Source organism: Meiothermus sp. (assembly GCF_026004075.1).
GTDB lineage: Bacteria > Deinococcota > Deinococci > Deinococcales > Thermaceae > Meiothermus.
The window spans coordinates 607226-630475 of record NZ_BPIK01000001.1; the positions used below are offsets into that span (position 1 = coordinate 607226).

At 62.6% G+C, this 23250-nt stretch carries 24 protein-coding genes; 15 read left to right on the top strand and 9 right to left on the bottom strand.

The features are described from left to right. The first annotated feature begins 8 nt into the window (after positions 1 to 8). From ccmE to Q0X18_RS02950, 6 genes are read left to right on the top strand one after another with little or no spacing between them, the layout of a single operon-like run. Entirely contained in the window at positions 9 to 440 is a 432-nt protein-coding gene (gene ccmE, locus Q0X18_RS02925) for a cytochrome c maturation protein CcmE (RefSeq protein ID WP_297558306.1), read from the top strand. Positions 441 to 456: 16 nt separating this feature from the next. After that, on the top strand, positions 457 to 2448 hold the full coding sequence (locus Q0X18_RS02930) for a heme lyase CcmF/NrfE family subunit (RefSeq protein WP_297558308.1): 1992 nt from the start codon (positions 457 to 459) through the stop codon (positions 2446 to 2448). 24 nt (positions 2449 to 2472) lie between these two features. Further along, positions 2473 to 2997, top strand: a complete 525-nt coding sequence (locus Q0X18_RS02935) for a TlpA disulfide reductase family protein (protein ID WP_297558311.1) — start codon at positions 2473 to 2475, stop codon at positions 2995 to 2997. Further along, positions 2994 to 3467, top strand: a complete 474-nt coding sequence (locus Q0X18_RS02940) for a cytochrome c-type biogenesis protein (RefSeq protein ID WP_297558314.1) — start codon at positions 2994 to 2996, stop codon at positions 3465 to 3467. Before Q0X18_RS02935 ends, Q0X18_RS02940 begins: the two co-directional genes overlap by 4 nt. Beyond that, the gene (locus tag Q0X18_RS02945) at positions 3467 to 4456 is read left to right on the top strand and encodes a c-type cytochrome (protein WP_374707520.1); all 990 of its coding nucleotides are present in this window, start codon (positions 3467 to 3469) and stop codon (positions 4454 to 4456) included. The genes Q0X18_RS02940 and Q0X18_RS02945 overlap by 1 nt, the downstream gene beginning before the upstream one ends. Before the next feature lie 7 nt (positions 4457 to 4463). Continuing rightward, complete coding sequence (locus tag Q0X18_RS02950) at positions 4464 to 5051, top strand: Rieske 2Fe-2S domain-containing protein (protein ID WP_297558319.1); 588 nt, start codon at positions 4464 to 4466, stop codon at positions 5049 to 5051. On the opposite strand, the gene tyrS is transcribed toward Q0X18_RS02950, so the two are convergent. Continuing rightward, positions 5048 to 6328 carry a tyrosine--tRNA ligase gene (gene tyrS, locus Q0X18_RS02955; protein ID WP_297558321.1) on the bottom strand — a complete coding sequence of 427 codons (1281 nt, stop codon included), beginning with the start codon at positions 6326 to 6328 and terminating at the stop codon, positions 5048 to 5050. The two genes, Q0X18_RS02950 and tyrS, sit on opposite strands and share 4 nt — an antisense overlap. Before the next feature lie 56 nt (positions 6329 to 6384). Here tyrS and Q0X18_RS02960 point away from each other — a divergent pair, with 56 nt between their 5' ends. The 3 genes from Q0X18_RS02960 to Q0X18_RS02970 all read left to right on the top strand — a co-directional run bounded on the left by Q0X18_RS02960 (position 6385) and on the right by Q0X18_RS02970 (position 7251). Further along, positions 6385 to 6768 carry a hypothetical protein gene (locus tag Q0X18_RS02960; RefSeq protein WP_297558324.1) on the top strand — a complete coding sequence of 128 codons (384 nt, stop codon included), beginning with the start codon at positions 6385 to 6387 and terminating at the stop codon, positions 6766 to 6768. 99 nt (positions 6769 to 6867) lie between these two features. Then, complete coding sequence (rpsT, locus tag Q0X18_RS02965) at positions 6868 to 7161, top strand: 30S ribosomal protein S20 (RefSeq protein ID WP_297558326.1); 294 nt, start codon at positions 6868 to 6870, stop codon at positions 7159 to 7161. 9 nt (positions 7162 to 7170) lie between these two features. Further along, positions 7171 to 7251 carry a 30S ribosomal protein THX gene (locus tag Q0X18_RS02970; RefSeq protein ID WP_114799484.1) on the top strand — a complete coding sequence of 27 codons (81 nt, stop codon included), beginning with the start codon at positions 7171 to 7173 and terminating at the stop codon, positions 7249 to 7251. Between the two features lie 15 nt (positions 7252 to 7266). Here Q0X18_RS02970 and Q0X18_RS02975 read toward each other — a convergent pair whose 3' ends face one another. Both Q0X18_RS02975 and Q0X18_RS02980 read right to left on the bottom strand, forming a co-directional pair. Continuing rightward, complete coding sequence (locus Q0X18_RS02975; protein ID WP_297558328.1) at positions 7267 to 7989, bottom strand: CHAD domain-containing protein; 723 nt, start codon at positions 7987 to 7989, stop codon at positions 7267 to 7269. 234 nt (positions 7990 to 8223) lie between these two features. Further along, on the bottom strand, positions 8224 to 8778 hold the full coding sequence (locus tag Q0X18_RS02980) for a DUF177 domain-containing protein (protein ID WP_297558331.1): 555 nt from the start codon (positions 8776 to 8778) through the stop codon (positions 8224 to 8226). A gap of 85 nt (positions 8779 to 8863) precedes the next feature. Here Q0X18_RS02980 and rocF point away from each other — a divergent pair, with 85 nt between their 5' ends. The 4 genes from rocF (at position 8864) to Q0X18_RS03000 (ending at position 13014) form a co-directional block, all read left to right on the top strand. Further along, positions 8864 to 9763: an arginase gene (rocF, locus tag Q0X18_RS02985; protein WP_297558334.1), complete on the top strand. Its 900-nt coding sequence runs from the start codon at positions 8864 to 8866 to the stop codon at positions 9761 to 9763. An 18-nt stretch (positions 9764 to 9781) separates the two neighbouring features. Beyond that, entirely contained in the window at positions 9782 to 10483 is a 702-nt protein-coding gene (hisA, locus tag Q0X18_RS02990) for a 1-(5-phosphoribosyl)-5-[(5-phosphoribosylamino)methylideneamino]imidazole-4-carboxamide isomerase (RefSeq protein WP_297558336.1), read from the top strand. Between the two features lie 97 nt (positions 10484 to 10580). Further along, on the top strand, positions 10581 to 10892 hold the full coding sequence (locus Q0X18_RS02995; protein WP_297558338.1) for a LapA family protein: 312 nt from the start codon (positions 10581 to 10583) through the stop codon (positions 10890 to 10892). Between the two features lie 163 nt (positions 10893 to 11055). Beyond that, positions 11056 to 13014 carry a DHH family phosphoesterase gene (locus Q0X18_RS03000; RefSeq protein ID WP_297558342.1) on the top strand — a complete coding sequence of 653 codons (1959 nt, stop codon included), beginning with the start codon at positions 11056 to 11058 and terminating at the stop codon, positions 13012 to 13014. On the opposite strand, the gene Q0X18_RS03005 is transcribed toward Q0X18_RS03000, so the two are convergent. The 3 genes from Q0X18_RS03005 to Q0X18_RS03015 all read right to left on the bottom strand — a co-directional run bounded on the left by Q0X18_RS03005 (position 12993) and on the right by Q0X18_RS03015 (position 18200). Next, the gene (locus tag Q0X18_RS03005; protein WP_297558344.1) at positions 12993 to 13640 is read right to left on the bottom strand and encodes a hypothetical protein; all 648 of its coding nucleotides are present in this window, start codon (positions 13638 to 13640) and stop codon (positions 12993 to 12995) included. The two genes, Q0X18_RS03000 and Q0X18_RS03005, sit on opposite strands and share 22 nt — an antisense overlap. A 184-nt stretch (positions 13641 to 13824) precedes the next feature. Further along, positions 13825 to 16092 (bottom strand): diguanylate cyclase, encoded by a 2268-nt coding sequence (locus Q0X18_RS03010; RefSeq protein ID WP_374707496.1) that lies wholly within the window; start codon positions 16090 to 16092, stop codon positions 13825 to 13827. Further along, positions 16092 to 18200 carry an EAL domain-containing protein gene (locus Q0X18_RS03015; RefSeq protein ID WP_297558349.1) on the bottom strand — a complete coding sequence of 703 codons (2109 nt, stop codon included), beginning with the start codon at positions 18198 to 18200 and terminating at the stop codon, positions 16092 to 16094. The genes Q0X18_RS03010 and Q0X18_RS03015 overlap by 1 nt, the downstream gene beginning before the upstream one ends. Positions 18201 to 18511: 311 nt before the next feature. On the opposite strand from Q0X18_RS03015, the gene Q0X18_RS03020 reads away from it, so the two are divergent. Then, positions 18512 to 18949 carry a 23S rRNA (pseudouridine(1915)-N(3))-methyltransferase RlmH gene (locus Q0X18_RS03020; protein ID WP_297558351.1) on the top strand — a complete coding sequence of 146 codons (438 nt, stop codon included), beginning with the start codon at positions 18512 to 18514 and terminating at the stop codon, positions 18947 to 18949. Here the strand turns inward: Q0X18_RS03020 and Q0X18_RS03025 are convergent. Together Q0X18_RS03025 and Q0X18_RS03030 are read right to left on the bottom strand one after the other, a co-directional pair. Continuing rightward, entirely contained in the window at positions 18946 to 20997 is a 2052-nt protein-coding gene (locus tag Q0X18_RS03025; RefSeq protein WP_297558354.1) for a S8 family peptidase, read from the bottom strand. The genes Q0X18_RS03020 and Q0X18_RS03025 overlap by 4 nt on opposite strands. A gap of 44 nt (positions 20998 to 21041) precedes the next feature. Further along, the gene (locus tag Q0X18_RS03030; RefSeq protein ID WP_297558356.1) at positions 21042 to 22220 is read right to left on the bottom strand and encodes a nitrate/nitrite transporter; all 1179 of its coding nucleotides are present in this window, start codon (positions 22218 to 22220) and stop codon (positions 21042 to 21044) included. An 18-nt stretch (positions 22221 to 22238) separates the two neighbouring features. Here Q0X18_RS03030 and Q0X18_RS03035 point away from each other — a divergent pair, with 18 nt between their 5' ends. After that, complete coding sequence (locus Q0X18_RS03035) at positions 22239 to 22571, top strand: hypothetical protein (protein ID WP_297558359.1); 333 nt, start codon at positions 22239 to 22241, stop codon at positions 22569 to 22571. Here Q0X18_RS03035 and Q0X18_RS03040 read toward each other — a convergent pair. After that, positions 22554 to 23201: a hypothetical protein gene (locus tag Q0X18_RS03040; RefSeq protein ID WP_297558361.1), complete on the bottom strand. Its 648-nt coding sequence runs from the start codon at positions 23199 to 23201 to the stop codon at positions 22554 to 22556. The two genes, Q0X18_RS03035 and Q0X18_RS03040, sit on opposite strands and share 18 nt — an antisense overlap. Between the last annotated feature and the right edge of the window lie 49 nt (positions 23202 to 23250).

The following is a 23250-nucleotide window of genomic DNA, read 5'->3' on the forward strand; positions in this document are numbered from 1 at the left end:
AGGTGTAGATGAAACCAAAATATATCGTGGGACTGGTGGTGGTGGCCGGTGCCCTGGCCTATCTCATCTTTGGAGGTCTGGGCCAGAACCTGGTCTACTTCATCACCCCCAGCGAATACTTTCAGCAGGTAGAACGCTACCAGAACCGCGCCGTGCGCTTAGGTGGGCTGGTTAAGCCGGGTACGCTCGAGTACAACCCCCAGACCCTCGAGCTGCGCTTTGTGGTTACCGATGGGGTCAAGGAGATTCCCATCCGCTCCTCGGGCACCACCCCCCCGGCCCTCTTTGGCGAGAACCGGGGGGTGGTGGTGGAGGGCCGCTTCGAGGGCGAGACCTTTGTGAGCCAGAACCTGCTGGTCAAGCACTCCGAGACCTACCAGGCCCCCAAGGAGGGCTGGACGCCCGAGCAGGTGCGCAAGCTGATCGAGGAGACCCAGTGATGAAGAGGAGGTTCCCTTGACACCGGGTCTACTGGGTGGGGTCTCCCTTGTCGCCGCCCTGATTCTTTCGGCGCTGGGCCTGGTGCTGGCGGTGCTGGCCTACAGCCTGCGGGATGGGCGCTACCTCGAGGCCGCCAAGCGCCTCTCGCTCCTCACCCTGCTGGCCGCCGCAACCAGTTTTGGGGCGCTCGAGTGGGCCATCCTTACCGACGACTTTAGCGTCTCCTACGTAGCCAACCACAGCTCGGCCAGCAACCCCCTGTGGGTCAAGCTGGTCACGCCCTGGGCGGCGCTGGAAGGTTCCATTCTGCTGTGGGCCCTGCTCCAGACCGCCTACACCTGGCTGGTGGGCCTGCGGGCCGGCCAGAGCCTGGACGTCTGGCGGGCCCCGGTGGCGCTGGGCACGCTCTTTGCTGTGCAGGTGTTCTTCTTCGCGGTGATGGTCTTCGTGGCCCACCCCTTCGACGCCGTGCCCAACCCGCCCCCGGACGGTCTGGGCACCAACCCCCTCCTGCAAAACCACTGGATGATGGCGGTGCACCCGGTCTTGATGTACCTGGGTTTTGTGGGGCTCTCGGTGCCGTTTGCCTATGCGGTGGCGGCCATGGTGGCCCGGCGCTACCAGAGCTGGATTTTCGAGACCCGCTGGTGGACGCTGGTGGCCTGGGGCTTCCTGACCGCGGCCATCTTCACCGGCAAGTGGTGGAGCTACGAAATTCTGGGCTGGGGCGGCTACTGGGCCTGGGATCCGGTCGAGAACGCCTCCATCATCCCCTGGCTGCTGGCCACGGCCTTCCTCCACACCGCCCAGGTGCAGGAGCGCAAAGGGCTCTTCAAGGGCTGGAACTTCGCCTTCATCACCCTGGCTTTCGCGGCGACGGTCTTTGGCACCTTCCTGACCCGCTCGGGGGTGATTCAGTCGGTGCATGCCTTCGCCAGCGGGCCGGTAGGGGCCTGGTTCCTGGTGTTTTTGCTGGGGGTGATGGCGGTGGGGCTGGGGCTTCTGGCCCGGGTTTCCTCCGAAATTCGCGAGGCCGGCGAGGTGCGCTGGAAAAGCCGCGAGGGGGCTTTGCTAGCCGGGGCGCTGTTCTTCGGCACCTTTGCTTTTGTGGTGGTACTGGGTACCCTGTGGCCGCTGGTGGTGGAGGTGGTGAGCGGGGCCAAGGTCTCGGTGGGAGCCCCCTTCTTCAACCAGGTTTCGGTGCCACTAGGCATCTTCATGCTGCTTCTGATGGGCATCGGGCCGGTGCTGCCCTGGCGCAACACCCAGGCCGAGGTGGTGCGCAACCTGGCGGCCATGCTGGTGGCGCTGGGGGTGGGCACCCTGCTGGGCTTGGCGCTGGGCCTGAGCCTGGGGGTCTCGCTGGCGATTGGGCTTTTTGCCTACAACCTGACCGCCATCTGGCTGATGGTGGCCCAGGGGGTGCGGGCGCGCTCGAGGTCGCTGGGCATCCCGGCGGGGCAGGCCCTGTGGGAACTGGCAGCCAGCCACAAGCGCCGTTTTGGCTCGCACATTGTGCACTTTGGGGTGGCGCTGGCCGCCCTGACCATCGCCTTCAGCCAGACCTACCGGGTGACCGAGCAGAAGACCCTCCAGGTAGGGGAGACCTGGCAGACCCGGGGCCTGGAGATTCGCCTGCTTTCCATCGGCGCACGGGAGGAGTCCAACCGCTTTGCAGCCATTGCCCCCATCGAGGTGCGCTCCACCAGCCGCGAGGGCTGGGGGGCCGATGGGCGCTACGAGACCCGGCTCAACTTCTACCCGCAGATGGGCTCGCCGCTGGCCACACCGGTGGTCAGGTACTCGCTGTACAACGACTACTACTTTGTTTTGATGCAGTTCGACCAGGAAAAGGGCCAGTGGGCGACCATCAAGCTAATCGTTACCCCCATGGTCTGGTGGCTGTGGGTGGCTGGTTTAATCATCGTGCTGGGTACGCTCTATATCCTCTGGCCGGCAGGGGCCCGGGTAACCAGCCGGCAGGTGTCCCCGGTGGCGGGGGACTGATATCGTTGCGAGAAGAGGAGGGCTGTGCTTAGATTCTGGCCTGTTTGGGTATTGCTGCTGGGGGGGTTGTTCTACTGGGGCTTGCAACGTCCCAACAAGGACGAACTGCAGTCGGTCTTGGTGGGGAAGCCTGCGCCCAGCTTTAGCCTGCCGCTTTTAGCGCCCTACCGGGCCCAGTACGGGGCCGAGATGGGGATTCAGGAGGGCCTTGGCAAGCCGGTTTTGCTCAACATCTGGGCCAGTTGGTGCATCCCCTGCCGCACCGAGGCCCCGCTTCTGGAGCGCTTTCACCAGCAGTACAAAGACCAGGTGCTCATTCTGGGGGTTAATGTGCAGGACAGCGAGGCCGAGGCCCTGAAGTTCATCCAGCAGTATGGCCTGACCTTCCCCAGCGTGTACGACGGGCGTGGGCGCATTGGCATCGAGTACGGCTATTACGGGGTGCCCGAGACCTTCGTGATTGACCGCAAGGGCACCGTGCTGGCCCGGCATGCCGGCGAGCTGAGCGAGGCGCAGTTGCGGGGCTATATCGAGCAGGTGTTGCGATGAGGCGAGCGAGTACCTGGTGGCTAGGCGGGCTTTTGCTGCTGGCCTTGGCCCTGGCCCAGCCCAGCCCCAACACCCCACCCCCGGATTTTTCGCCGGAGGTGTTCAAAATTGCCGGCCAGTTGCGCTGCCCGGTCTGCCAGGGGGAGTCGGCGGCGGAGTCCAATGCCGGCATTGCCGTGGAGATGCGGCGCATCATCGCCGAGCAACTGGCCCAGGGCAAAAGCGAGGCCGAGATACGGGCCTTTTTTGTGCAGCGCTACGGCGACTGGATTCTCTACGAGCCGCCCGTCCGCGGCCTCACCCTGTGGGTCTGGCTTTCGCCCCTCCTTGGGCTGGGCCTGCTGGGCTTCGGCCTGTGGCGCTACCTGGCCCGGGTGCGGGCTCGAGCCCTGACCACCGCCTCCGACGTCTCCGAGGAAGAAATTGCCCGCCTCGAGACCGAGCTGCAATCCCCCGAGCGACAACCATGATGTTTGCCTACCTGATTCTTGCTTTGTTGTTTGTGCTGGCCCTGGCCTATGCCCTGCGGCCTTTTTTCCGCACCGCGGCTCAGCCTTTTCCCGAGAGCCCCCGGCCCGAGGAGCTGCGGGCCGAGCTCGAGGTGCTCAAATCGCTGGCCCGGGAGGCCGAAGGGGAGGAGCGCAAGCGCCTCCTGGCCCAGGCGGTGCGCCTCGAGCGCCAACTGGCCGAGCTAGGCCACGAAATCCCCACCCCGCGCCGCCTGAGCCCGCTCACGCTGGGGGCGGTGACCCTGGGTCTGGTGGCCCTGGGGGTGGGCCTGTGGGCCTACACGGTGCCGCGCCTGCCGGGCGAGACTATTATCACCAGCCGCAACGAGGCCCGTGAACTGGGCAGCCTGCAACGCCGGGCCGAGCAAAGCGGCCAGGCTGCCGACTGGCTGGCCTACGCCAACAAAGCCTACGAGCTGCAGGACTTCGAGCGGGCCGTGCAGGGCTACCTCAAGGTGATCGAGCTCGAGCCCCGCAACGCCAATGCCGTGCGCCGGATTGGCATCCTGCTCTTCATGAGCGGTCGGCCCGAGGAGGGAGCCCAGGCCCTCGAGCTCGCGGTGCGGGCCGAGCCCAACGTGCCCGAGGGCTGGCTGTTTCTGGGGAACGCCTACTTTCAACTGGGCCGGCCTGCCGAGGCCATCGTGGCCTGGGAGGGCTACCTGAAGGCCGGCGGCGAGGCCCGGGCGCAGGTGCAGAACCTGATTCAAACCGCTAAAAACCAGCTCAACGCCACCTCCCAGGGCCAGCAGGTCTACCTGGCCCGCTGCGCGGCCTGCCACGGGGCCCAGGCCCAGGGTGGTTCGGGCCCACGTTTGCAGGGCAACCCCATCAGCAAGGTGCCGGAGGCGGTGCGGGAGATTGTCCTCAAGGGCCGGGGCCAGATGCCGGCGGTGGCCCTGACCGACGCCGAGATGCAGGCTCTGTTGCAGTACCTGGGGGGGTTGTAGAGGGTCTATGGACAAGCCCAACCCGCAAAACCTGCGCCGCATCAACCGGCGGGATTTGCTCTGGATTGTTCCGAGCGCCATCACCACCGGCTTTTTTGGCTGGCTGGCCTGGCGTACCTACGTCATCCACTTCACCAAAGCCGGTGTGAGCGAACCCATCTGGCGCGAAGGCCCCCGGCGGCCCGCGGCGACCCTGGACGAACTGGCCGCGCACTGGCACTTCAAGTACTTCGATTACGAGTACAGCGGCAGCCCCCTCAAGGCTGTGGTGTTCCGGCTTTCGCAACCGGTGGTGGGGGGTCTCACGGTAGGGGAGGCCCACTTTCTGGCCCTGTCGCGCATCTGCACCCACCAGGGCTGTGTGGTCAACTACGTGGACAACCCCGAGCTGGGCTCCATCGCCTACAACTACCGCACCGACCACCCCTTCCTGGGCTGCCCCTGCCACTTTGGGGCCTACGAGCCTTTGCAAGGGGGCAAGGCGGTCTACGGCCCGCCCCGCTTCCCGTTGCCCCGCCTGCGCCTCGAGGAGCAAAACGGGGTGCTCTATGCCACCGGCTACGAGACCCCGTTCCGCCCGCTCGAGCCGGGTTAGCCCGGCACCACCCGCACAAACTTATCCTTGCCGCGTTGCAGCACCACAGGCCTGTCGAAGGCCACCTCCAGCTTGGGGTCGGTGAGTACCTCGCCATCGAGCCGCAGGCCTTTTTGCTCGATCAGCCGCCGGGCCTCGCCGTTGGAGGCGGTCAGGCCGGCCAGGGTGAACAGCTTTACAACGGCAATTCTGCCCTCGAGCAGCTCGCCGGGGGGCAGGGTCACTTCGGGCATCTGCTCGGGGATGCCCCCGTGGGCGATCTCGTAGTAGCGGGCCTCGGCCTGCTGTACCACCGGCGCGCCGCCCTGGTCGTGCCCGTGGGCTTCCCAGCTATACCCCAGCGACTCGTACAGGGCTTTGTCCAGGCGGGCGGGAATTAGCGGCTGGGCATAGGCCCCGGTGAGCAGCCGGGCCAGCACCCGGTGGGCGCCTACCGGCCCGCCCTGCTCCAGCACCTCTTTAATTTCTTCCGGTGCAAGGTCGGTGCAGAGCTCGAAGTAGGTCTGTAGGTACTGGTCTTCCACCTTCATCAGCTTGCGGAAGATCTCGCTGGGCTCCTCGGTGATGCCGATGTAGTTGTCGTAGCTTTTGGACATCTTCTGTCCGTCGCCCCCCACCAGAAGCGGCATGATGAAGGCCACCTGCTTTTCCAGGCCGTAGGCCGCCTGTACCTCGCGCCCTACCAGCAGGTTGAACTTCTGGTCGGTGCCGCCCATCTCCACATCGCAGGCGATGGGCACCGAGTCGTACCCCTGGGCAAAGGGATACAGGAACTCGTGAATGGAGATGGGAATCCCCTCGGTGTAGCGCTTTTTGAAGTCTTCGCGCTCGAGCATCTGGGCTACGGTTAGAAGCGAGGTGAGCCGGATGACCTCTTTGAAGTTCAGGTTTTCCAGCCACTCCGAGTTGTAGCGCAGCTCGAAGCGCTCCTTATCGCCCGTGAGAAGGATTTTCTCCACCTGCTCCACGTAGCTTTGGGCGTTGGCGCGGGTTTCTTCTAAGGTGAGGGGTGGGCGGGTTTTGCTGCGGCCCGAGGGGTCGCCGATCATGGCGGTAAAGTCGCCGATAATCAGAACCACCTTGTGGCCCAGCTCCTGGAACTGCCGCATCTTGCGCAGCACCACGGCATGGCCGATGTGAATGTCGGGCCGGGTGGGGTCGAGGCCCAGCTTAACCGTCAGCTTTTTCCCCGATTGTAGTTTTTTGAGCAAGTCTTCCTGGGGGATGATCTCCACCGCCCCCGTTCGTAGCAGGCTAAACGCTTCCTCCGCCGTCATGCCCCCAAGTATACCGATTTGAGTGAGCCCCTCCAGCCTTGACTTATACTTGAACTGTGCGAACGCTTCTTATTCTGGCACTCATTGCGGGCGGGGTGTACTTTTACGCAGAGCGGTTCGGCCTTGCGGTGGGCTATGCCCCTTTTACCCCGGTTTTTTACTGGAACTACAGCGGCGAAGTCCGTAACCAGGTTCGGGCCACGGGCATCCGGGCGTTTGTAAAGGTAGTGGTGAGCGGCGACTTGCGGCAAGGGAGTTTTGAGGTGGAAATTCGTCGCTCGGGCCAGAGCCGTCCGGGCCTGGTCAAGCGCTACGAGGGTCGCTTCTCGGATGAAATACGCTACCCGGCGGAGGCCAACCTGTACGATGTTTATTTCCGCATCAAGGATGCACGGGGTCAGGTACGGATGGACTGGGTGGCGGCCCGCAACGAGTTTTAGGGTCTAGGCAGGGGGGCCAGCCTTGTGCTAGACTTGTGAGCGGTTTGCCTCGAGGCTGCCCTTGCGCCGCAGCCCCCAACCGGCAATTTTTGGAGAACTATGGCACAGAAAAAGACAGCACGTAATCCCTCGGCCATGAAACGCCACCGGCAGTCGCTGAAGCGCCGGGCCCGCAACAAGTCCAAGATGTCGGCCATCAAGACCGTCAGCAAGAAAGCGGTGATCCTGGCTAAAGAAGGCAACACCGACGAGGCGGTGCGGGTCATGCGCTATGCCGAAAGCCTGATTGACAAGGCCGCCAAGGGCTCGACCCTGCACAAGAACGCGGCCAGCCGGCGTAAGTCCCGCCTGATGGGCAAAGTAAACCAGCTTTTGAGCGGAGCTAAAGCCTAGGAGCATAGCATGGGCAAAGGTGACCGTCGTACCCGTCGTGGCAAAATTTTCCGGGGTTCTTACGGCAAGTACCGTCCCCGCAAGAAGTAACCCTTAACCTAGAGCCTATCCGGAGGACACACCTCCGGTTTTTTGTTGGGCCTTGATCCAGGCTTGCTGGGCGGCCTCGAGGGCCTCCTGTAGCTGGGCCTCGAGCCGGCGCACATAGGCCGCGGGCAGCCGGCCCCCATCGGCCTGGTAGGCCGATAGGTAGCGCAGGGTGAAGCTCAGGTCGCCCACCTCCCCAAACACCGCCTGCATCTCCTTGGCGGTCTGGCTGTCCTGCTCCAGCCACTCCTGGGCATAGCGCAGGCGGCGCAGGGCCCGGCGCAGGGCGTGCAGGTGCTCGATGCTTCCTTCCTGCTGCCATTCTTCGGCCTTGCGCTCAACCTGGCGGACAAAGCGCTTGAGCCGGGTCTGGGCCGGTGCTTCGTCCAGCGGGGGCAGGTTGGCGAGGGCCTGCAGCAGGCCGGCCAGCCGGGGGCTGTCCAGAAGCGGTACGAAGGCGGCTCGAGCCGCCTTTAGCCTGGATACGGCCCACGTCCGGAAGGCCCTGGGCAGATCGGGGCGCTGTAGCAACACCTCGAGGTCGCGCACCTCACCTGCTGCCCGCACCAGCCAGGCCAGGTCGTCTTCCAGCACCCGCATCCCGGCCAGCCGCAGCCATACCCTGAGCCGCCGTACGGCGACCCGCACCTGATGCACGCCCTCGGGGTCGTGGCCCTGGCGGGCGATGGGCAGGTGTTCCACAAGGTGTTGGAGCCAGCGCTCCAGGCCAATGGCCGGCATGAAACTAGCCTAGCATCGGGCTGGTTTGTCGGGCATGATCTTGCATGACATTTGTGCTCGTGCTTCTTGCAATTCGTGGGAAACGCCCTGGATGGGTCATACGCACTCCGGTCGTATCGATCACTTTTGAAAGGCTAAACGATACTGCCGGAATGCACTCCTACCCCCTTCGGTCGGCTTGAACTCCTCCCCTTTGATTACACCCAAAGGTGAAGGGTTCAAGCGGAACCGGTATCAGTCCTTGAGGTCGTCAAATAGCCTGGACAACTCGGCGCCGAGCTTGGTCTGGGGCTTGGTCTGGTGGCCGCAGTCCACCTCGTTGAGGTTGGCCCCGCAGACCGGGCACAGGCCCTTGCAGTCTTCTTTGCAGAGGGTGGTGAAGGGTAGCTCGAGGGCAAAGGCCTCGCTCAGCAGAGGTTCCAGGTCGAGGTCGGGGTGGCCAAAGAGCAGGATTTCCTCTTGGTCTTCTTCGATGGCCTCGAGGTGCTGCAAGCCCGGCTGGTAGCGAAGCAGGTACTGAAAATGGGCGCGTATGGGTGTTGGGGTAGGGGTCAGGCAGCGGCGGCACTCCATGAGGGCGTTGCCAGCGACTTCACCCGAAAGCCAGAACTCCACGCCCCCCTCGCCCTCCAGGCGGGTGACATTAACCTTCCAGACAGCCTTTCCTTCCAGAGGAATGCGCTCGTTGTGCAGGGCAATGTAGTCCCAGATCTCGTCCCGCGCGCTGGTGCTGCCACCCTCGCGCATGAGCTGTGAGAGATTGATGCTTTGTAAAGGTCGTGGTTTCATTGTTCCCGGTGCTTGCTCAGTAAGCGTAGCTCTTTATGTTAGCGCCGAAACGCCTTCAGGTCAATGGGCGGTAAACTGTACGGGTATGAAGCACATTGGTATCTTAGGCGTTCCGATGGATCTGGGTCAGGGTCGGCGGGGGGTGGATATGGGGCCCAGCGCCATGCGCTATGGGCGCTTGCAGGAGGTGCTCGAGGGCCTGGGCCACCGGGTGCACGACTACGGCGATGTGCGGGTGCCGGTGGTCGAGAGCCTACGCCATGCCCAGCACGAACTTGGTGGAATAGGCTACCTCGAGGCCATTCGCACGGTCTGTTTGGACACCATAGCCGCCATCGATCAGATGCCTGCCGAGGTGTTTCCAATTGTGCTGGGTGGCGACCATTCCATCGCGATGGGTTCGGTCACGGGGGCCAGTCGGGGTGAGCGCGTTGGGGTGATCTGGGTGGATGCCCACGCCGACTTTAATACCCCCGAGACCAGCCCCAGCGGCAACATTCACGGGATGCCCCTGGCCCACCTGTGCGGCCTGGGCGACCCGCGTCTGGTGCACCTGGGCCGCCCTGGGGCCAAAGTACGGCCCGAGGATGTGGTGCTGATTGGTATTCGTAGTCTGGATCCGGGTGAGGTTCAACTGTTACGCGAGCGTGGGGTAACGGTATTCACCATGAAGGAGGTAGACGTACAGGGCATTCCGGCCATTGCCCGGCAGGTGGCGGAAAAATTCGCGAATTTTTCCAAAGTCCATGTCTCGCTAGATGCCGATGTGCTCGATCCAGAAATCGCGCCGGGGGTTGGAACCCCGGTGCCCGGCGGACTGACCTACCGCGAGGCGCATCTGCTGATGGAGCTGCTGGCTGATGCCAAAATTGTCACCAGCCTCGATATGGTCGAGGTGAACCCCATCCTCGATATCGCCAACCGCACCGCCAAGATAATGGTCGAGCTCGCCAGCAGCCTGCTGGGGAAGAAAATTTACTGGTAGCCCTGGTACAATCCCCAAATGTTGGTTATTCCTGCGGTAGATATCCAGTCTGGGCGGGCGGTTCGCTTGTTTGAGGGCGACCCTCGCCAGGAGACCGTTTATTACGAAAACCCAGTGGAAGCCGCCTTGCACTGGCAAAAGCAAGGGGCCCAGATGCTACACCTGGTAGATCTGGATGCGGCTACCGGCCGAGGGGAAAACCGGGCGGTGTTACGTGCAGTGGCCGAATCAATTACCGTCCCGCTTGAAGTTGGGGGCGGTATACGCAGCCTGGGGGCGGCCCGGGAAATCCTGGCTTTGGGGGCCAGCCGGGTGGTGGTGGGTACGGTGGCCGTGAAGGCTCCAGAAGTCCTGGGCCAGATGCTTCGGGAGTTTGGACCTGAGCGGGTGGTGGTAAGCCTGGATGCCCGGGGCCTGGAGGTGGTAGTCTCGGGCTGGGCTGAGGGAACCGCGCTTAGGGTGCAGGATATAAGCCAGCGCATATGGGAGATGGGCGTTCGAACCCTTATCTACACCGATGTACGCCGGGACGGAACCCTGGCCGGACTCGACCTCGAGGTTGTGCGGGAGGTGCGCGCAGCCTGGCCTGGCTTTCTAATTGCCGGGGGTGGTATTGCCTCGGATGCCGACTTGGAGGGCCTGCAAACCCTGGGTGTGGAGGGGGCCATTACCGGGAAAGCGATTTACGAGGGCCGTATCGACCTTAGGAAATGGGTTTAGGGCGTGCTTCGAATGGGCTGTTGGGCTGTCCTAAGAACCCAACAACACTGCTATCTAATGCCTGGGAAGCGTGCGGGGTCTGGGGTAAACTTCTGACATGAAAGTCCTGAGCGCGCTGGCCTTTGTGATTGTGCTGGGGGTGGTTGCCCTGACCTGGGCCCTGTATGTTTTTGAGCCTGGACTCGTGATTGGGACGCCCTGGGGCCTGGTACACCTGAGCGTACTGCTGGCGGTTGCTTTTGGGCTGGGCCTGGGTGTAATGGGCCTGTATGTCCTTACCGGCTGGTTGAACGCCCAGGCTGCCCTGCGCCAACGGAACCGCGAACTGCGCCAGATTAAGAGCGAGCTCGAGGCTCTTAGAAAGCAGCACCCCGAAGAAACCCCGGTCATCCCAGACCGGCAACCCTGAGCGAAACAAGGTCTGCGAATCCCATGGGTAGCCTGATTGGATGCGGAAATAGCCGCTGGGCTCATCTCGACTGCATAAGAGTTGGACAGCTTGGCTGTGTCGGCCTAGATTTCTTTCGGCCTACAATCTTGGACGCGCTGGGCTTGCGAGGGTTGTGATTTAGATGAAGTGGAAATTTAGAGAATGGCCCCATGTCGCCGAACTGCGTCCGTTGGTAGAGCAGTTGGGTATCCCACCCCTGGCGGCTGCGGTGCTCTGGAATCGAGGGTTTCGGCGCAAGGAAGACCTCGAGCCCCCCCTCACGCTCCTCCCCATCGAGGGCCTCAAACCAGCAGCTTTGCGCATCGTTGAGGCCCTGGACAAACGGGAGCGAATCCGGGTTCACGGCGACTACGACGCCGATGGTCTTACCGGCACGGCCATCTTGCTCAATGGCTTGGGAAAGCTGGGGGCCGATATCCACCCGTTTATCCCCCACCGCCTGAGCGAGGGCTACGGGGTGCTGATGGATCGGGTACCGGAGCACCTCGAGGCCTGCGACCTCTTCATCACTGTAGACTGCGGCATTACCAACCATGCCGAGCTAAAAGAGCTGGTCGAGAACGGGGTTTCGGTACTGGTGACCGACCACCACTCGCCGGGGGCAAGCACCCCGCCAGGCCTGATTGTGCACCCGGCCCTCTCACCGGGGCTGCAAGGCCAGCCACACCCCACTGGTTCGGGGGTAGCTTTCTTGTTGCTGTGGCAGGTATACGAGCTTTTGGGTCGAGATCCGCCCCTGGAGTATGCCGACCTCGCGGCCATCGGTACGGTGGCCGACGTGGCTCCCTTGCAGGGTTTCAACCGTGCGCTGGTTAAGGAGGGGCTGCGCCGCCTGCGTGACTCGGCTAACCTGGGCCTGAAGGTGCTGGCCGCCGAGCATTGCAGAGAGTTCAGCGCCAGCGAGATTGCTTTTCGCATTGCCCCGCGCATCAATGCCGCATCCCGCCTGGGTCAGGCCGAAGTGGCCCTGCAACTCCTGACCACCCAGGATCTTCTCCAGGCCCGCCCGCTGGCCGAATACCTCACTCAACTCAACGTCCGGCGACAGCGCATCGAGGAGGAGATGCTGGGGCGCATTTGGCCTACCATTGATCCTACCCATCCGGCGCTGATCATCCACGATACCCAGGGTCATCCAGGGGTGATGGGCATTGTGGCCAGCCGGGTGCTGGAACGCTACTACAAGCCGGTGTTCATCATTGCCGATGGCAAGGGCTCGGTGCGCTCGACACCCGGCATTAGCGCGGTGGGGGCCTTGCAGTCGGCCAGGGCCTACCTCAAACGCTTTGGCGGCCACGCCCAGGCAGCAGGCTTTGCTATTCAAGAAGAGCAGATTCCCGCCTTTACCGAGGCCATCCACCGCTATGCGGCCCAGTTCCCGGTGCCGGAGCCCGAACTGGTTCTGGATGGCTGGCTGGATGGGGAAGATTTAGATGAGTTGCACCGGGCTTTGCAATTGCTAGAACCCCTGGGTGAGGGCAACCCCGAACCGTTGTTTTATACCCAAGGCAGGCCGGAATATGTGCGCACTATGGGCGAGGGCCGACACCTATCGTTTCGCCTGAATGGCGTGCGCGTCGTCAAGTGGCGGGATAATGGCGAGTTTTTACCGGATACCCTCGAGCTGGCTGCGGGGCTGGTGGTAAATGAGTGGAATGGAGAGCGAAGCGTTGAGTTAAGAGCCCAGGCCTATCGCCCAAGTCCCGCAACCCTGCCGATGGGATGGGTTATGCCGGTTCCGTTTTCTGAGGCTGTTCGCCAGGCGGTAGCCCAGGCTGCCAAGGTCTATGTGCACCCCGAGGGGGCTGCCTGGTTTACCGATAGGGGGGCTCAGGTAGTGAAACCCGAGGAGGCCTGTTACTGGTTCAGCCTGCCGCCTGTACCGATCCGTCCTCCCAGAGTAAAGATTGCCCTCTCCGAGAAGGCCCTTCGAGACCTGGAGGCCAGCTCCGATCCCCTGGTGCGCGCCCTGGGCAGACGGGTCGTGGCGGCCTACCGGCTGGGGCTGGCGGTACAGTTAGGAGAGAGCCTCGAGCGTTACTGGCAGGCTTTGCAAGCTTACCCTTCCGAAGTACGCTGAACGAGCGTACGCAGCTCACGCTGTAAGTTTTCGCGGGCGGGCTGCTCGAGCTGGGCAAACCCCGGGGTCTGGTAGATGCGCTCACACGACAGAAACTGTTGGATAACCCAGGCGCGCCGCTCCCGGAACAAGGCCTCTGGCACCCAGGCGTACTCGTGTCGTATAGCCTGGGCATAGGCGGTATAGGTTTTGGGGTTGGCGCCTAGGATGGAACGGTCGGCGTCCAGGAACAAAGCCGCCTCGGGGTCGTCCGACCTGTGGTTTTGCGTGGCCAGGATAATTGCCGTCACCACCTGTGTAAGCAGTGGCTCTACCCCCAGACGCTTAAGGCTTTGTTCTGCCAGCAGTGCGCTCTGGGCCTCGTTGTCGGTGCGGGTGGGGTCGTAGACGGCATCGTGAAACCAGATGGCGAACTCGAGGTGGGGTTGTGCAGGCAGCAGCGTGAACAGGTGCTCGAGGTGGGCGAGGTTGTGATAGTACCGCTGGGGCTCGGCATGACGGGTGAGTAGGTCATCCAGTACGGCAAAATGCTCATTTGGATCAATGCCAAGTGAGATGAGCAAAGCATTCCAGCGGGCAATTAGCCGCTTGCGGCCTCCCTGGGACAACTTGAATTCGTGTCTCATACCGTTTCCGCTTGAATCCTTTACCGTTGGCCGTAGTCAGAGGTGAAGGATTCAAGCCGACCGAAGGGAGTAGAAAAGCATTTCTGTAGTATCGTTCACTTTGACAAGCCTAAACGATACTAATAATATCTTTTTGAATCCGGCGTCACGCTATCCAAAATCTGAGCACCCCGACCCGGGCCAATCACGACTTCAGCGAGACGCCCAGGGCTTTGGCCTCATACATGCGGTTATCCGCTGTAATGAGCAACCTATCGGGGGTCAGGCCGTCTTCGGGATAGGCGGCCAGCCCGATGCGTACCCCCAAGCGGTGCTTGTCAAAGCGTATGGACTCCACAACCTGGGCATAGCGGGTGGCCACTGCGATGGCCTCGGTCTTTTCGGTGTGTGGAAAAATGGCCGCAAACTCGTCGCCCCCCCAGCGGAACAGATGATCCCCCGCACGACGCTCTTTTTCCAGCAACTGAGCGACTTGAGATAAGGCCCTATCCCCGGTGGCGTGACCCAGACTGTCGTTGACGGCCTTAAATCCCTTTAAGTCCATCACCGCCAGGGCCAAAGGATAGCCATACCGAACGGCCCGCTCGAGCTCTTCCGCAAGCACTTTGTCGAAAGCCCGCCGGTTGGGCAGCTTGGTGAGGGCGTCGGTGAGGGCCGCCTCCTCCAGCAAGCGGTGGGTTCGAATGTCGTGCAATAGCGTAGCCAGCGGTGCTGCAAAAAATTGTGCGGCGCGCAGGCTATCTTCGCCAAAGGCCTGTGGATCGTGCAGGTTATCCAGGTTGAGGTAAGCCAGCACCTCACCCCGGTAGGCAATGGGCAGGCACAGGTTGGCCTGAATCTCGTGCACCCTGCCGGCCGTATCCATAATGTCCGCCGACGCGGTTCGATAACTGTACTCGGGGATGACGGTCGTTTCCGAGCTGATGACTCGAGGCATTCCCAGGTGAGCAGACTCTTCGCCCAGGCCATACCACCGGAGCATATCGGCTGGGCTGCTGGGTGCGGCGTGGAGACCTACTAGATCGTAGCCCACGGCGGCCTTGTAGCAATACAGCCCCCCATCGAGCACCAGCAGGCTACCCGCCTCGCTACCCGGCACCTGCTCGATGGCTTCTACCAGCATCATGTGATAGAGGTTCTCGGAGGGTTCCTCCAATAGTTCTTGCATCAGGTGGCCCACGCATTCGTGCCGGTTTTTTTCTATCAGGCGGTCGAAGCCAATTCCCAGGGTGCGGCAGAACAACAGCAGCAATTCCTGCTCGGCCTTGCGCCAGGTTCTTTCATGCAGCGTGCCGATAACCAGCACGTACCGGCTGCGCTGGGCCCCATGGGTGGGAACGGGATGTGCCACAAAAGTGCGCCAGCCCAAGGCCTGCAAAGCCTGTACCCCCCCCTGCTCTTCTGCGTAGCGTTGGGTGAAGAACGGATTTCCTGATACGTATACATCCCAGGCCAAGCCCTGACCATAGGGCAGGCCTTCCCGCAGAACCTCCAGCAGGGAGGGTTCGTTTACGCCTGTATAGGCCAGCGCTTGCATCCGGGCTCCTCGAACCTCCCACACCACCCCTGCCTCGAGGGAAAGACCCCTCGAGAGGAGGGTAAGGGCCATTTGCGCGGCTTCCTGTAAAGAACTTACTTTTTGTAGCTCCACCGAGAGATCGGAAAGCAGGCGGCGGGCCTCGAGGTCGGCCAGTCGGTCGAGCTGCAGGCTAACGGCCTTGGCAAAGCGAATAAACCCATCCACTTCTTCGGGTAAAAAGGGCCGATCCTTTTCCAGATTGAACACCGCGACCACCTCGCCCCGCTCGAACAGGGGAAGAGCCAATTCGGCCACGGTAGCCAGGCCGGGTGTTGCAACGAAATGAGGTTCCTGGCGCACATCGGGCACGTACTGGGGCTGGCCTTCACGAAAAGCCCGGCCCACTACACTCTGGGTGGAAAGCTCTCGGATACCGATATCGGGGCTGCTGGCGAGCAGCCGAAGGCTGTGCTCCTGGGACACCCATACACTGGCGTGGCCCCCGGTTACAAAATCGGTGAGCCGTTTGGGCAGGCTTGCCAGCAGTGCGTGGCGGCTGTCCAGCGCGGGTAAAACCTCCAGGGCTTCCGCTATTAGTTGGTGGCTTCGGGCCAGCGCTTTGGCGTGGCGATGGGCTGTGCGCAGACTACCGCCCACGCCGTTGGCGATCACCACCGAGAGGAGCAGCAATACCCCATCCATGGCCTGAACCCTACTCATAAGGGCCAGGAGCAAAGCCGATGCCCCAGCCGCTGAAAATCCCCAGGTGAGGCCATAGATGCTGGCGGTGGTGGCCGTAAAAATCATGAGGAAGGGCAGCTTATAGCTGTGATTTGGATACAGGAAATCCGACAACAGCACGCAAGCAAAGGCACACAAGGTGATTGAGCCATACAATAGGCTGCTCATTGGCCGACTGAATGCTCGGTTCATCAGCTTTCCCCCCGCAGAGCTTGTAGCTGCGCATCGGATGTTATAGCCGCAGGTCGCCCCAGCAGATAGCCCTGGCCCAGCCTAAAACCCTCGGCTACCAAAAAGCGATACTGGGCCTCGGTTTCGATACCCTCTACGATAACCTGAAGTTCCAGGCTGCGACCCAGGGCCTGCACGGCCCGCATGAGACGGGCCTCGGAAGTATTGGAAGAGGGATTGGGGCCTAAGTTTTTGACAAATCCCTGGCCCAGCTTAATGGCAGAGAGGGGTAAGGCAGTAATGCGCTCCAGAGAGGAAAACCCGGTGCCAAAATCGTCGAGGTGCAGTGGGTGCCCCTGAAGAGCCAGATTTTGCAGCACCGAAAGATTAATTTCGTCCAGCGCAGCCTGTTCGGTGACCTCGAGGATGAGCTGCTGGGGGGGCAGATTATGGTAGGCCAGGTGGGCAGCAATACGCCTGGGTAGACTTGGTTCGAGCTGGCTTCCGGCCAGGTTGACCGCGACCGGAATCCCCCAGGCCGCAGCATGTGCTACAGCCTCACCAATAATCCAGTCGCCCAGCTCTCCCATCCAGCCCTCTTCTTCGACGACAGGTAAGAACCTTGCTGGAGAAATCATACCCCGTTCGGCATGCAGCCAGCGTACGAGGGCCTCGAGGTGGTATAGCATCCCATTGTCCAGGGCTCGGATGGGCTGGTAGTATAGGTGGAAACCCAGGGGTGCTCCCCCAGATTTGAGTGGACGCAGGGCCTGCCCCAGGGCCTGGCGCAGCCAATAGTTCTCGAGGGTGCTATGTGCCAGCGATGGCTCATAAACATGAACCTGCCCAGGCCGGGCGTGCTGCAGGGCCATCTCGGCAGCCTGGGGAAGCTCGAGCAAATTGGTGCCCGGCTGGGCAAAGGCCACCCCCACATGGGGGCTGAAGTCGAGCTGTGACCAGCTGTTTACCAGCCTGCCGTGCACGCTATCTTTTAGTCTGGCCAGCACTGCCTGCAGATCTGATAGATTATCAACCCCTTCCAAAAGCAGCCAAAAAGTGTCTTTTTCGTAGGCTAAACGGTCGGCAGTGCGCAACTCGGCCTGTATTGCCTGGGCGATGGTCTGCACTGCAGCCGCCCAGATGCCCTCGCCCTCCAGGCGTCGGATTCGCTCGAGCGAGCGGCAGTGCAGGGCCAGCAAGGCTCGAGGGGCTGGCGGGAGGTGGGCCAGCGTTTCTTTTAGACCATGCAGGTTGGTCAGCCCGGTTTGTGGATCGTGATAACGATGATAGTGGGCCTCGCTGCGCAGCTCATCGTCGTACAGAAGCCAGGCTACATGGTGGGCCAGCCCCTCCAGATGGTGTAGATCAACTTCGTCGAAGGCATCGGCGCGTTCGAAGTGGTCGAGGTACAGATAGGCTCTGGCCTGATCCCTGACCACCACCGGGGTGGCCAGCATGGCCTGAATCGCGCTGGCACGTCCCGGCCCCTCAATGATGCCCCGCCGTTCGGGGTCGAGCCGCTGGTTGAAGCGAGCGATCTCGGTCTGGGTAAAGACCCGGGCCTGGATGTGCTGGCTCAACGAAAGGGGCTCCTGTGGGTGCAGATGAACTTTTCGCAGGGCTTCCAGGTCGTAGCCATGGGCGGCCACAAAGCGGAAGTGGCCATCCGGGTAGAGGAGGGTTGCACTGCCAGCCTGGGCTACCGGTACAACCTTGAAGGCTTCTTCGAGGATCCTTTGCAGAATGGCTTCGGGTGAAAGCAGCTCTTTCAGGCCGGAGGATAAAAGCGCCAGTGAAGCCTCCTGAAAGCGGGCCTGTCGGTAGGCGTCGCTGATGTCATAGCCCATGCACTGCACACCTACGGGCTGGGCCTGTCTATCTAGCAAAGCCATAAACTCCCAACGGCTGCGGTTCCAGGGCTTCTTGAGCGGCTTGCTAAACTCTACCCAAAAGGTCTGGCCGGGATTGCTCAGGGCTTGCTTTACGGTATACATGACCACCGGCAGGTCGCCGGGACTTATGTGCTGCAACGCACTGGCTCCTGTGGGTAAGCTTTGCAGTCCTATATACGCCAGATAGGCCCGGTTGGCGTAGACAAAACGCCCCTCGAGGTCGGTCTGAACGATCATGATCCCCTGCGACAGATTCAGCGGATCGAGATCCGGAGTGCTCGAGTTCGCGAGGCTTGTGGGCTCCGACATCTTCACTCCTGCAACGGAATATATAACCCCTTGCTACTCCAAACGGTAGCAAAAACCAGAGTTGAGCGATGGGTTATTTGAACAAACCAAAAAAGTGGCTGCAGTGCGAGATTTTTCTGACGCTGGCTTTTTATGCCAGATGAGAATGCATACCCAAACTTGATACTGTTGAGCTGGGTTAGCGGATATTGGGTACCGTTAGACTTGAACCTGGAGGGTGCAACCAACGTGCACCGGGTATGAAGCTGAGGATTTGTGTAATCGGCAAACCCCGACTGCCCTACGCCAAAGCGGGTCTGGCGGAGTACGCCGGGCGGCTGGAACGGTATACGCGGCTCGAGCTCCTCTACCTCAAGGAAGGCTCCCAGGCCCAGGAGGGGCAGCGCCTGCTGGAAGCCTCCGAGGGTTACCGTCGGGTGGTGCTGGACGAGCGGGGGCAGATGGTGGACACCCTGGCCCTCAAGGCGCGCCTCGAGGGCTGGGCCATGCAGGCCGAAAAAGGGGTGGCCTTCTTAATCGGGGGTGCCGAGGGCCACGCCCAGATGGTGCGTGACCAGGCCGACTGGGTTCTGGCCCTGTCCAGGCTCACCTTGCAGCACGAGCTGGCCCTGGTGGTTTTGCTCGAGCAGCTTTACCGCGTCGAAACCCTCAAGCGGGGGGAGCCTTACCACCGCTAACGGGCCGGGTAGCCCATCTGCCGCAGCCACTTCTCGCGGGTGAGGGTGGTGGAAAGGATGGGCTCGAGGACAATATCAATGTTGCTGGCATCGGGCATCACATGGGCGATATTGCCGTTCGTCCGGTACCACCCGAACAAATCGCCCTCATCCTGGATACCGTTGTTGTTGACATCCTTCCAGGCCGAGACGCGGTAGCCCACCAGCCCGCTGGTCGAGAGGCCGGTGCGGGTATAGGGGGCCTGGGTGCCAGTCTGGGTGATGGCGATGGGGTTGAAATCGAGCAGCAGGCTGAGCGTGGGGGTCTCGCGCAGCACTGCGTCAAAGTAGATACGGGTGTTCTGGATGTTCTGGGCGGGTGGAGGGGTGGTCGGGGGCTGCTGCACGCTGAGGGTGATGCGGGTCTCAGCTTCAACGGTCTGCCCGCCCACGCTGGCGCTGCCCCGCACCACCAGGGTGTAGGTGCCGGGGGTGCTGCCAGCCGGGATGGTCAGGGTGGTGCTGTTGCCTGCAACCGGGCTGGGCGGATTAAAGCTCGGGGTGGTGCCGGCGGGCTGCCCGGTTACGCTGAGGGCAACCGCCTCTGTAAAGTTGGTGCGGGCAATGCTCAGGGTGACCTGGGCGCTCTGGCCGGTGTTCAGGCTCAGGGCGTTGGGGCTGGCTGAGAGCACCAGCGAACGCGGGGGTGGGGTGTTGAGTCGCTCCAGGGCTGCTCTGGCATCCAGCAGGCCAGCGCCGCACTCGCTGCCGCTGGGCTGGTTGCACTGAGTAGCATCCAGGGGCTTGGCGGTCTCCTTCAGCAGGCTAATGGCCTCGGCGGCGGTGAGGGTGGGCTTCTTGCTTTTCATAAGGGCCAGCACCCCCGCCACGTGAGGGGCGGCCATGGAGGTGCCGGCTTTGCCACCGTACTGGCCGCTCGCCAGGGTGCTCACCACCTGCTGCCCGTCCGGCTCTCCTCCAGGGGCCATCAGGTCGATGCGGCTGCCGTAGTTGGAGTACGAGGCCCGGCTGCCGGCAGCATTGGTTGCTCCCACCGTAACCACCCCGCTGCACCCCGCAGGGCTGAAGGTGCTGGCGTCCACATTGGAGTTGCCCGCCGCCACCACGATGATGGCCCCCGCGTTGCTGGCCTCGTTGATGGCCTGCTGGAGGGCCGGGGCGTTGGTGCAGGCTACGGGCCCCCCCAGCGACATATTGATGACCTTGGCCGGGTTGGGGTTGGCAGGAACCCCGGCCACGCTCAGACCGGCGGCCCAGCGCAGGGCGTCGGCCACGTCGGCCAGGGTGCCGCTGCCCCCGCTCAGGGCGCGCACCGGAAGCAGCCGGGCGCCCCAGGCGACCCCCGCCACCCCCAAGTTATTGTTGGTCGCCGCCGCCACCGTGCCGGTGACGTGGTTGCCGTGGTAGTCGCTGCCGGGCGCGGTGTCTTCGGGGTTGCTGTCCCGCCCATCGCCGTCGCCCGAGCTGGCAGCATCGGAGTAAAAATCGTAGCCGGGTAGCAGTTTTCCGGCCAGGTCGGGGTGGCCGGCCACCACCCCCCCGTCAATCACCGCCACCGTGACCGGGTTGGAGCTGCCGGTCTCGAGATCCCAGGCCTGGGGCAGCCGGATGGCCTCGTAGTGCCAGCGCTGGTCGGCGTACAAGGGGTCGTTGGGCGTGGCCTGGCCGAAAAGGCGGTAGTTGGGGTGGGCAAAGGCCACATCGTTGCGGCGTTGCAGCTCGGCCAGCACGGCCAGGGTCTCGGCCCGGCTCAGGCCGGCCCGGTACAGGAAGGTACGCTCGAGGCTCAGCGGCCTGACCTGCTCAAGCTCCACCCCCGCGGCCGAAAGCCTGCCCAGCGATTGTAGGCTCACCTGTGGCTTGAACTGTACGATCAGCTCTCCTTCCACAAAAGGCGCCGATAGGTCGGCAGGTGGAAGCGTGGTTTGCAGACTGATGCGCACGGTTCCACTGATCACGCCGTTGCCAGGTGGTGGGGGTGCGGGGGGCTGGTTCGTGCAGGCGGTGAGTACGAGCGCAAGCAGGCCAATCCAGAGAATACGCAGCATGGGTTTAGCATATCGGTCGGTCTTGCACAGGCTATGAAAACAGATTAAAGGGCGCTTTTCCTTTGCCCCAGAGCCAAGGGTATATATCCAACAATCGCCAGGGCGATAAGGGTCGCCCAGACGAGCAAAGCGGTGCTGTACTCGCTCAGGCCCAGCACCACCCCCATCCCCCACTGGAGCAGAAACACCCCCATGAACCCCATAAAGTTGATGGCCGTAACGGCCCGTCCGGTGAGTGCGGTGGGGAAAGCCAGGCGGGCCTGGGCCAGGCTCAGGATATTAAAGGCGCCGGTGAAGCCCATCAGCCCGTAGGTCAGGTAAAGGCCCCAGGCGGGCATCTGGGGCCACAGGGCCAGCAGCAGAGGCCCCAGGGTAAACCCAAGACTGGCCGAGAGCAACACCCGCGGCAGACCCCAGCGGTCGGCCAGGGGGCCACACAGCAAAAAGCCCAGCAGCGCGGCCAGTGAGAAGGTGAAGAGCACGCTGCCGACCTCGAGGCTCCCCAGCCCCCGCACCTTGAACAAAAAGTCGCCGCCCCACAGGGTCTGCCAGGCCAGAAACCCGCCCCCCACCATAAAGTTGAGCCAGCCCATGCGCCAGAACTGGCTGCTTCGCCAAATTAGGCTGGCGTTGCCGGCCTGGGTGCTCCGGGGCAGCGCCATGCCCTTGGGGGCGTTGCGTACCCCCAGGGCCACCACCAGCGCCACCAGCACAATCACCAGGGCCCCCCACTCGAACACCCCGCGCCAGCCGATCTGCTCCTTGAGCCAGGCCAGGGGGCTCGAGGCCGCAATGGCCCCCGAGGCCCCCAGGGCCACATACAGGCTGCTGATGCTGGCGTAGCGGTGAGCAGGGAACCACAGCGAAAACGCCTTCAAAGCGCCCATCAGGGCCGCCGCAAAGCCAATCCCCAGCAGCGCCCGTCCCGCCGAAAGGGTCAGAAAGTCCTGGGCCGAGGCAAAAATCAGGGCCCCTATGGCCCCCAACAGCATGAGGGCCGGGTGCACGAAGCGCGGGCCAAAGCGATCCAGGAGCGCGCCTAAGGGCAACTGCGCAATGGCAAAGGTCAGGTAAAACAGGCTGGTCATCAGGCCTAGCTCGGCCGAGGTGAGGCCCAGGTCGCGCCGCAGGTCGGGCGAGATGACCGCGTTGGTCGCGCGGAAAAAGTAGGAGAGGAAGTAGGCCAAAAGCAGGATGATGAAAACCCGAAGGGCCGCCGACATGTTCTGTATCCTACCCCTATGAACGCCAATGTGTCCTCTGCCCTGTGGCTCGAGCTTCTGGGCGGGCTGCTGGTGGTGCTGGGAGCGCTGCTCGCCGGGCTGGCCTTCACCCTGGCCGGCCAGACCATTGACCCCAGCCTCGAGAAGAACCTGCTGCGCATCCGGCTCGACCTGCCGGGTTTTCTGGATGGGCTGGCCCGTCACCTCGCCACTGCCGGGGCCTGGATGGCTGGGGTGGGCGCGCTGCTCTTTTTTGGGGCCGCCTACCTGGTGCGGCTCTTCCGGCTGCTGCTGGGCCTGGCGGCCTTGTTTGCGGTGGGGGTGTGGGTCTGGCTAGCGCTTAAGGCTTAGGAGTTCGACAGTTACCCCTTCAGATTGAGTTTTGACCAACCCCACCCCCTGGGCATACCACGTGGTGGTTTTCACCTCGAGGTTCATCGGCATGCTCTGTCCCGCCGACCTCATGCTCCCGCGGATGGACATGGTGCTTTCGACCTTGTAGGCACTAAAGCGGCCTGCCGGCACGCCAACGCTCTCCTGGCCCACCACCTTGCTAACCACGTTCATAGTTTGATCGACCTGCAGGGTCATGTTCGGCTGTTTGGCCTCGCCCGCCACTTCGTAGCCGTAGCTCCAGGTGGTTCCAACCCGCATTCCCTGGGGAATTACCACCCCACTCACTTTGCGGGTTTTAAGGTTCATCTGCATTCCCTGGCTGCCTGGCGGCTGGAGGTACTCGAGCTGGGTGAGGCCTTTAGCGCCGCAAGCCCAGCGGATATCGAAACTAAAGTCTCTGAAGGCTAGACGCTGGACAAAACCCTTGTCGCTCACCTTGATGATGCTGGCCGTGTGGGTCGAGTTATCTGGGCTCGAGCGGTAGCTCCAGACCCAGCCCTCGTGCACCGGAAAAAAGGGATGGTTGCACTGGGCCCAGGCTAAAGAGGCCAGTACCAGTATCGAGGCCGCAAGCAATTGGCGCATACGCTGCTCCTTTTTACGAGGATATTCTGCCGGGTGTTATATCAGCGTT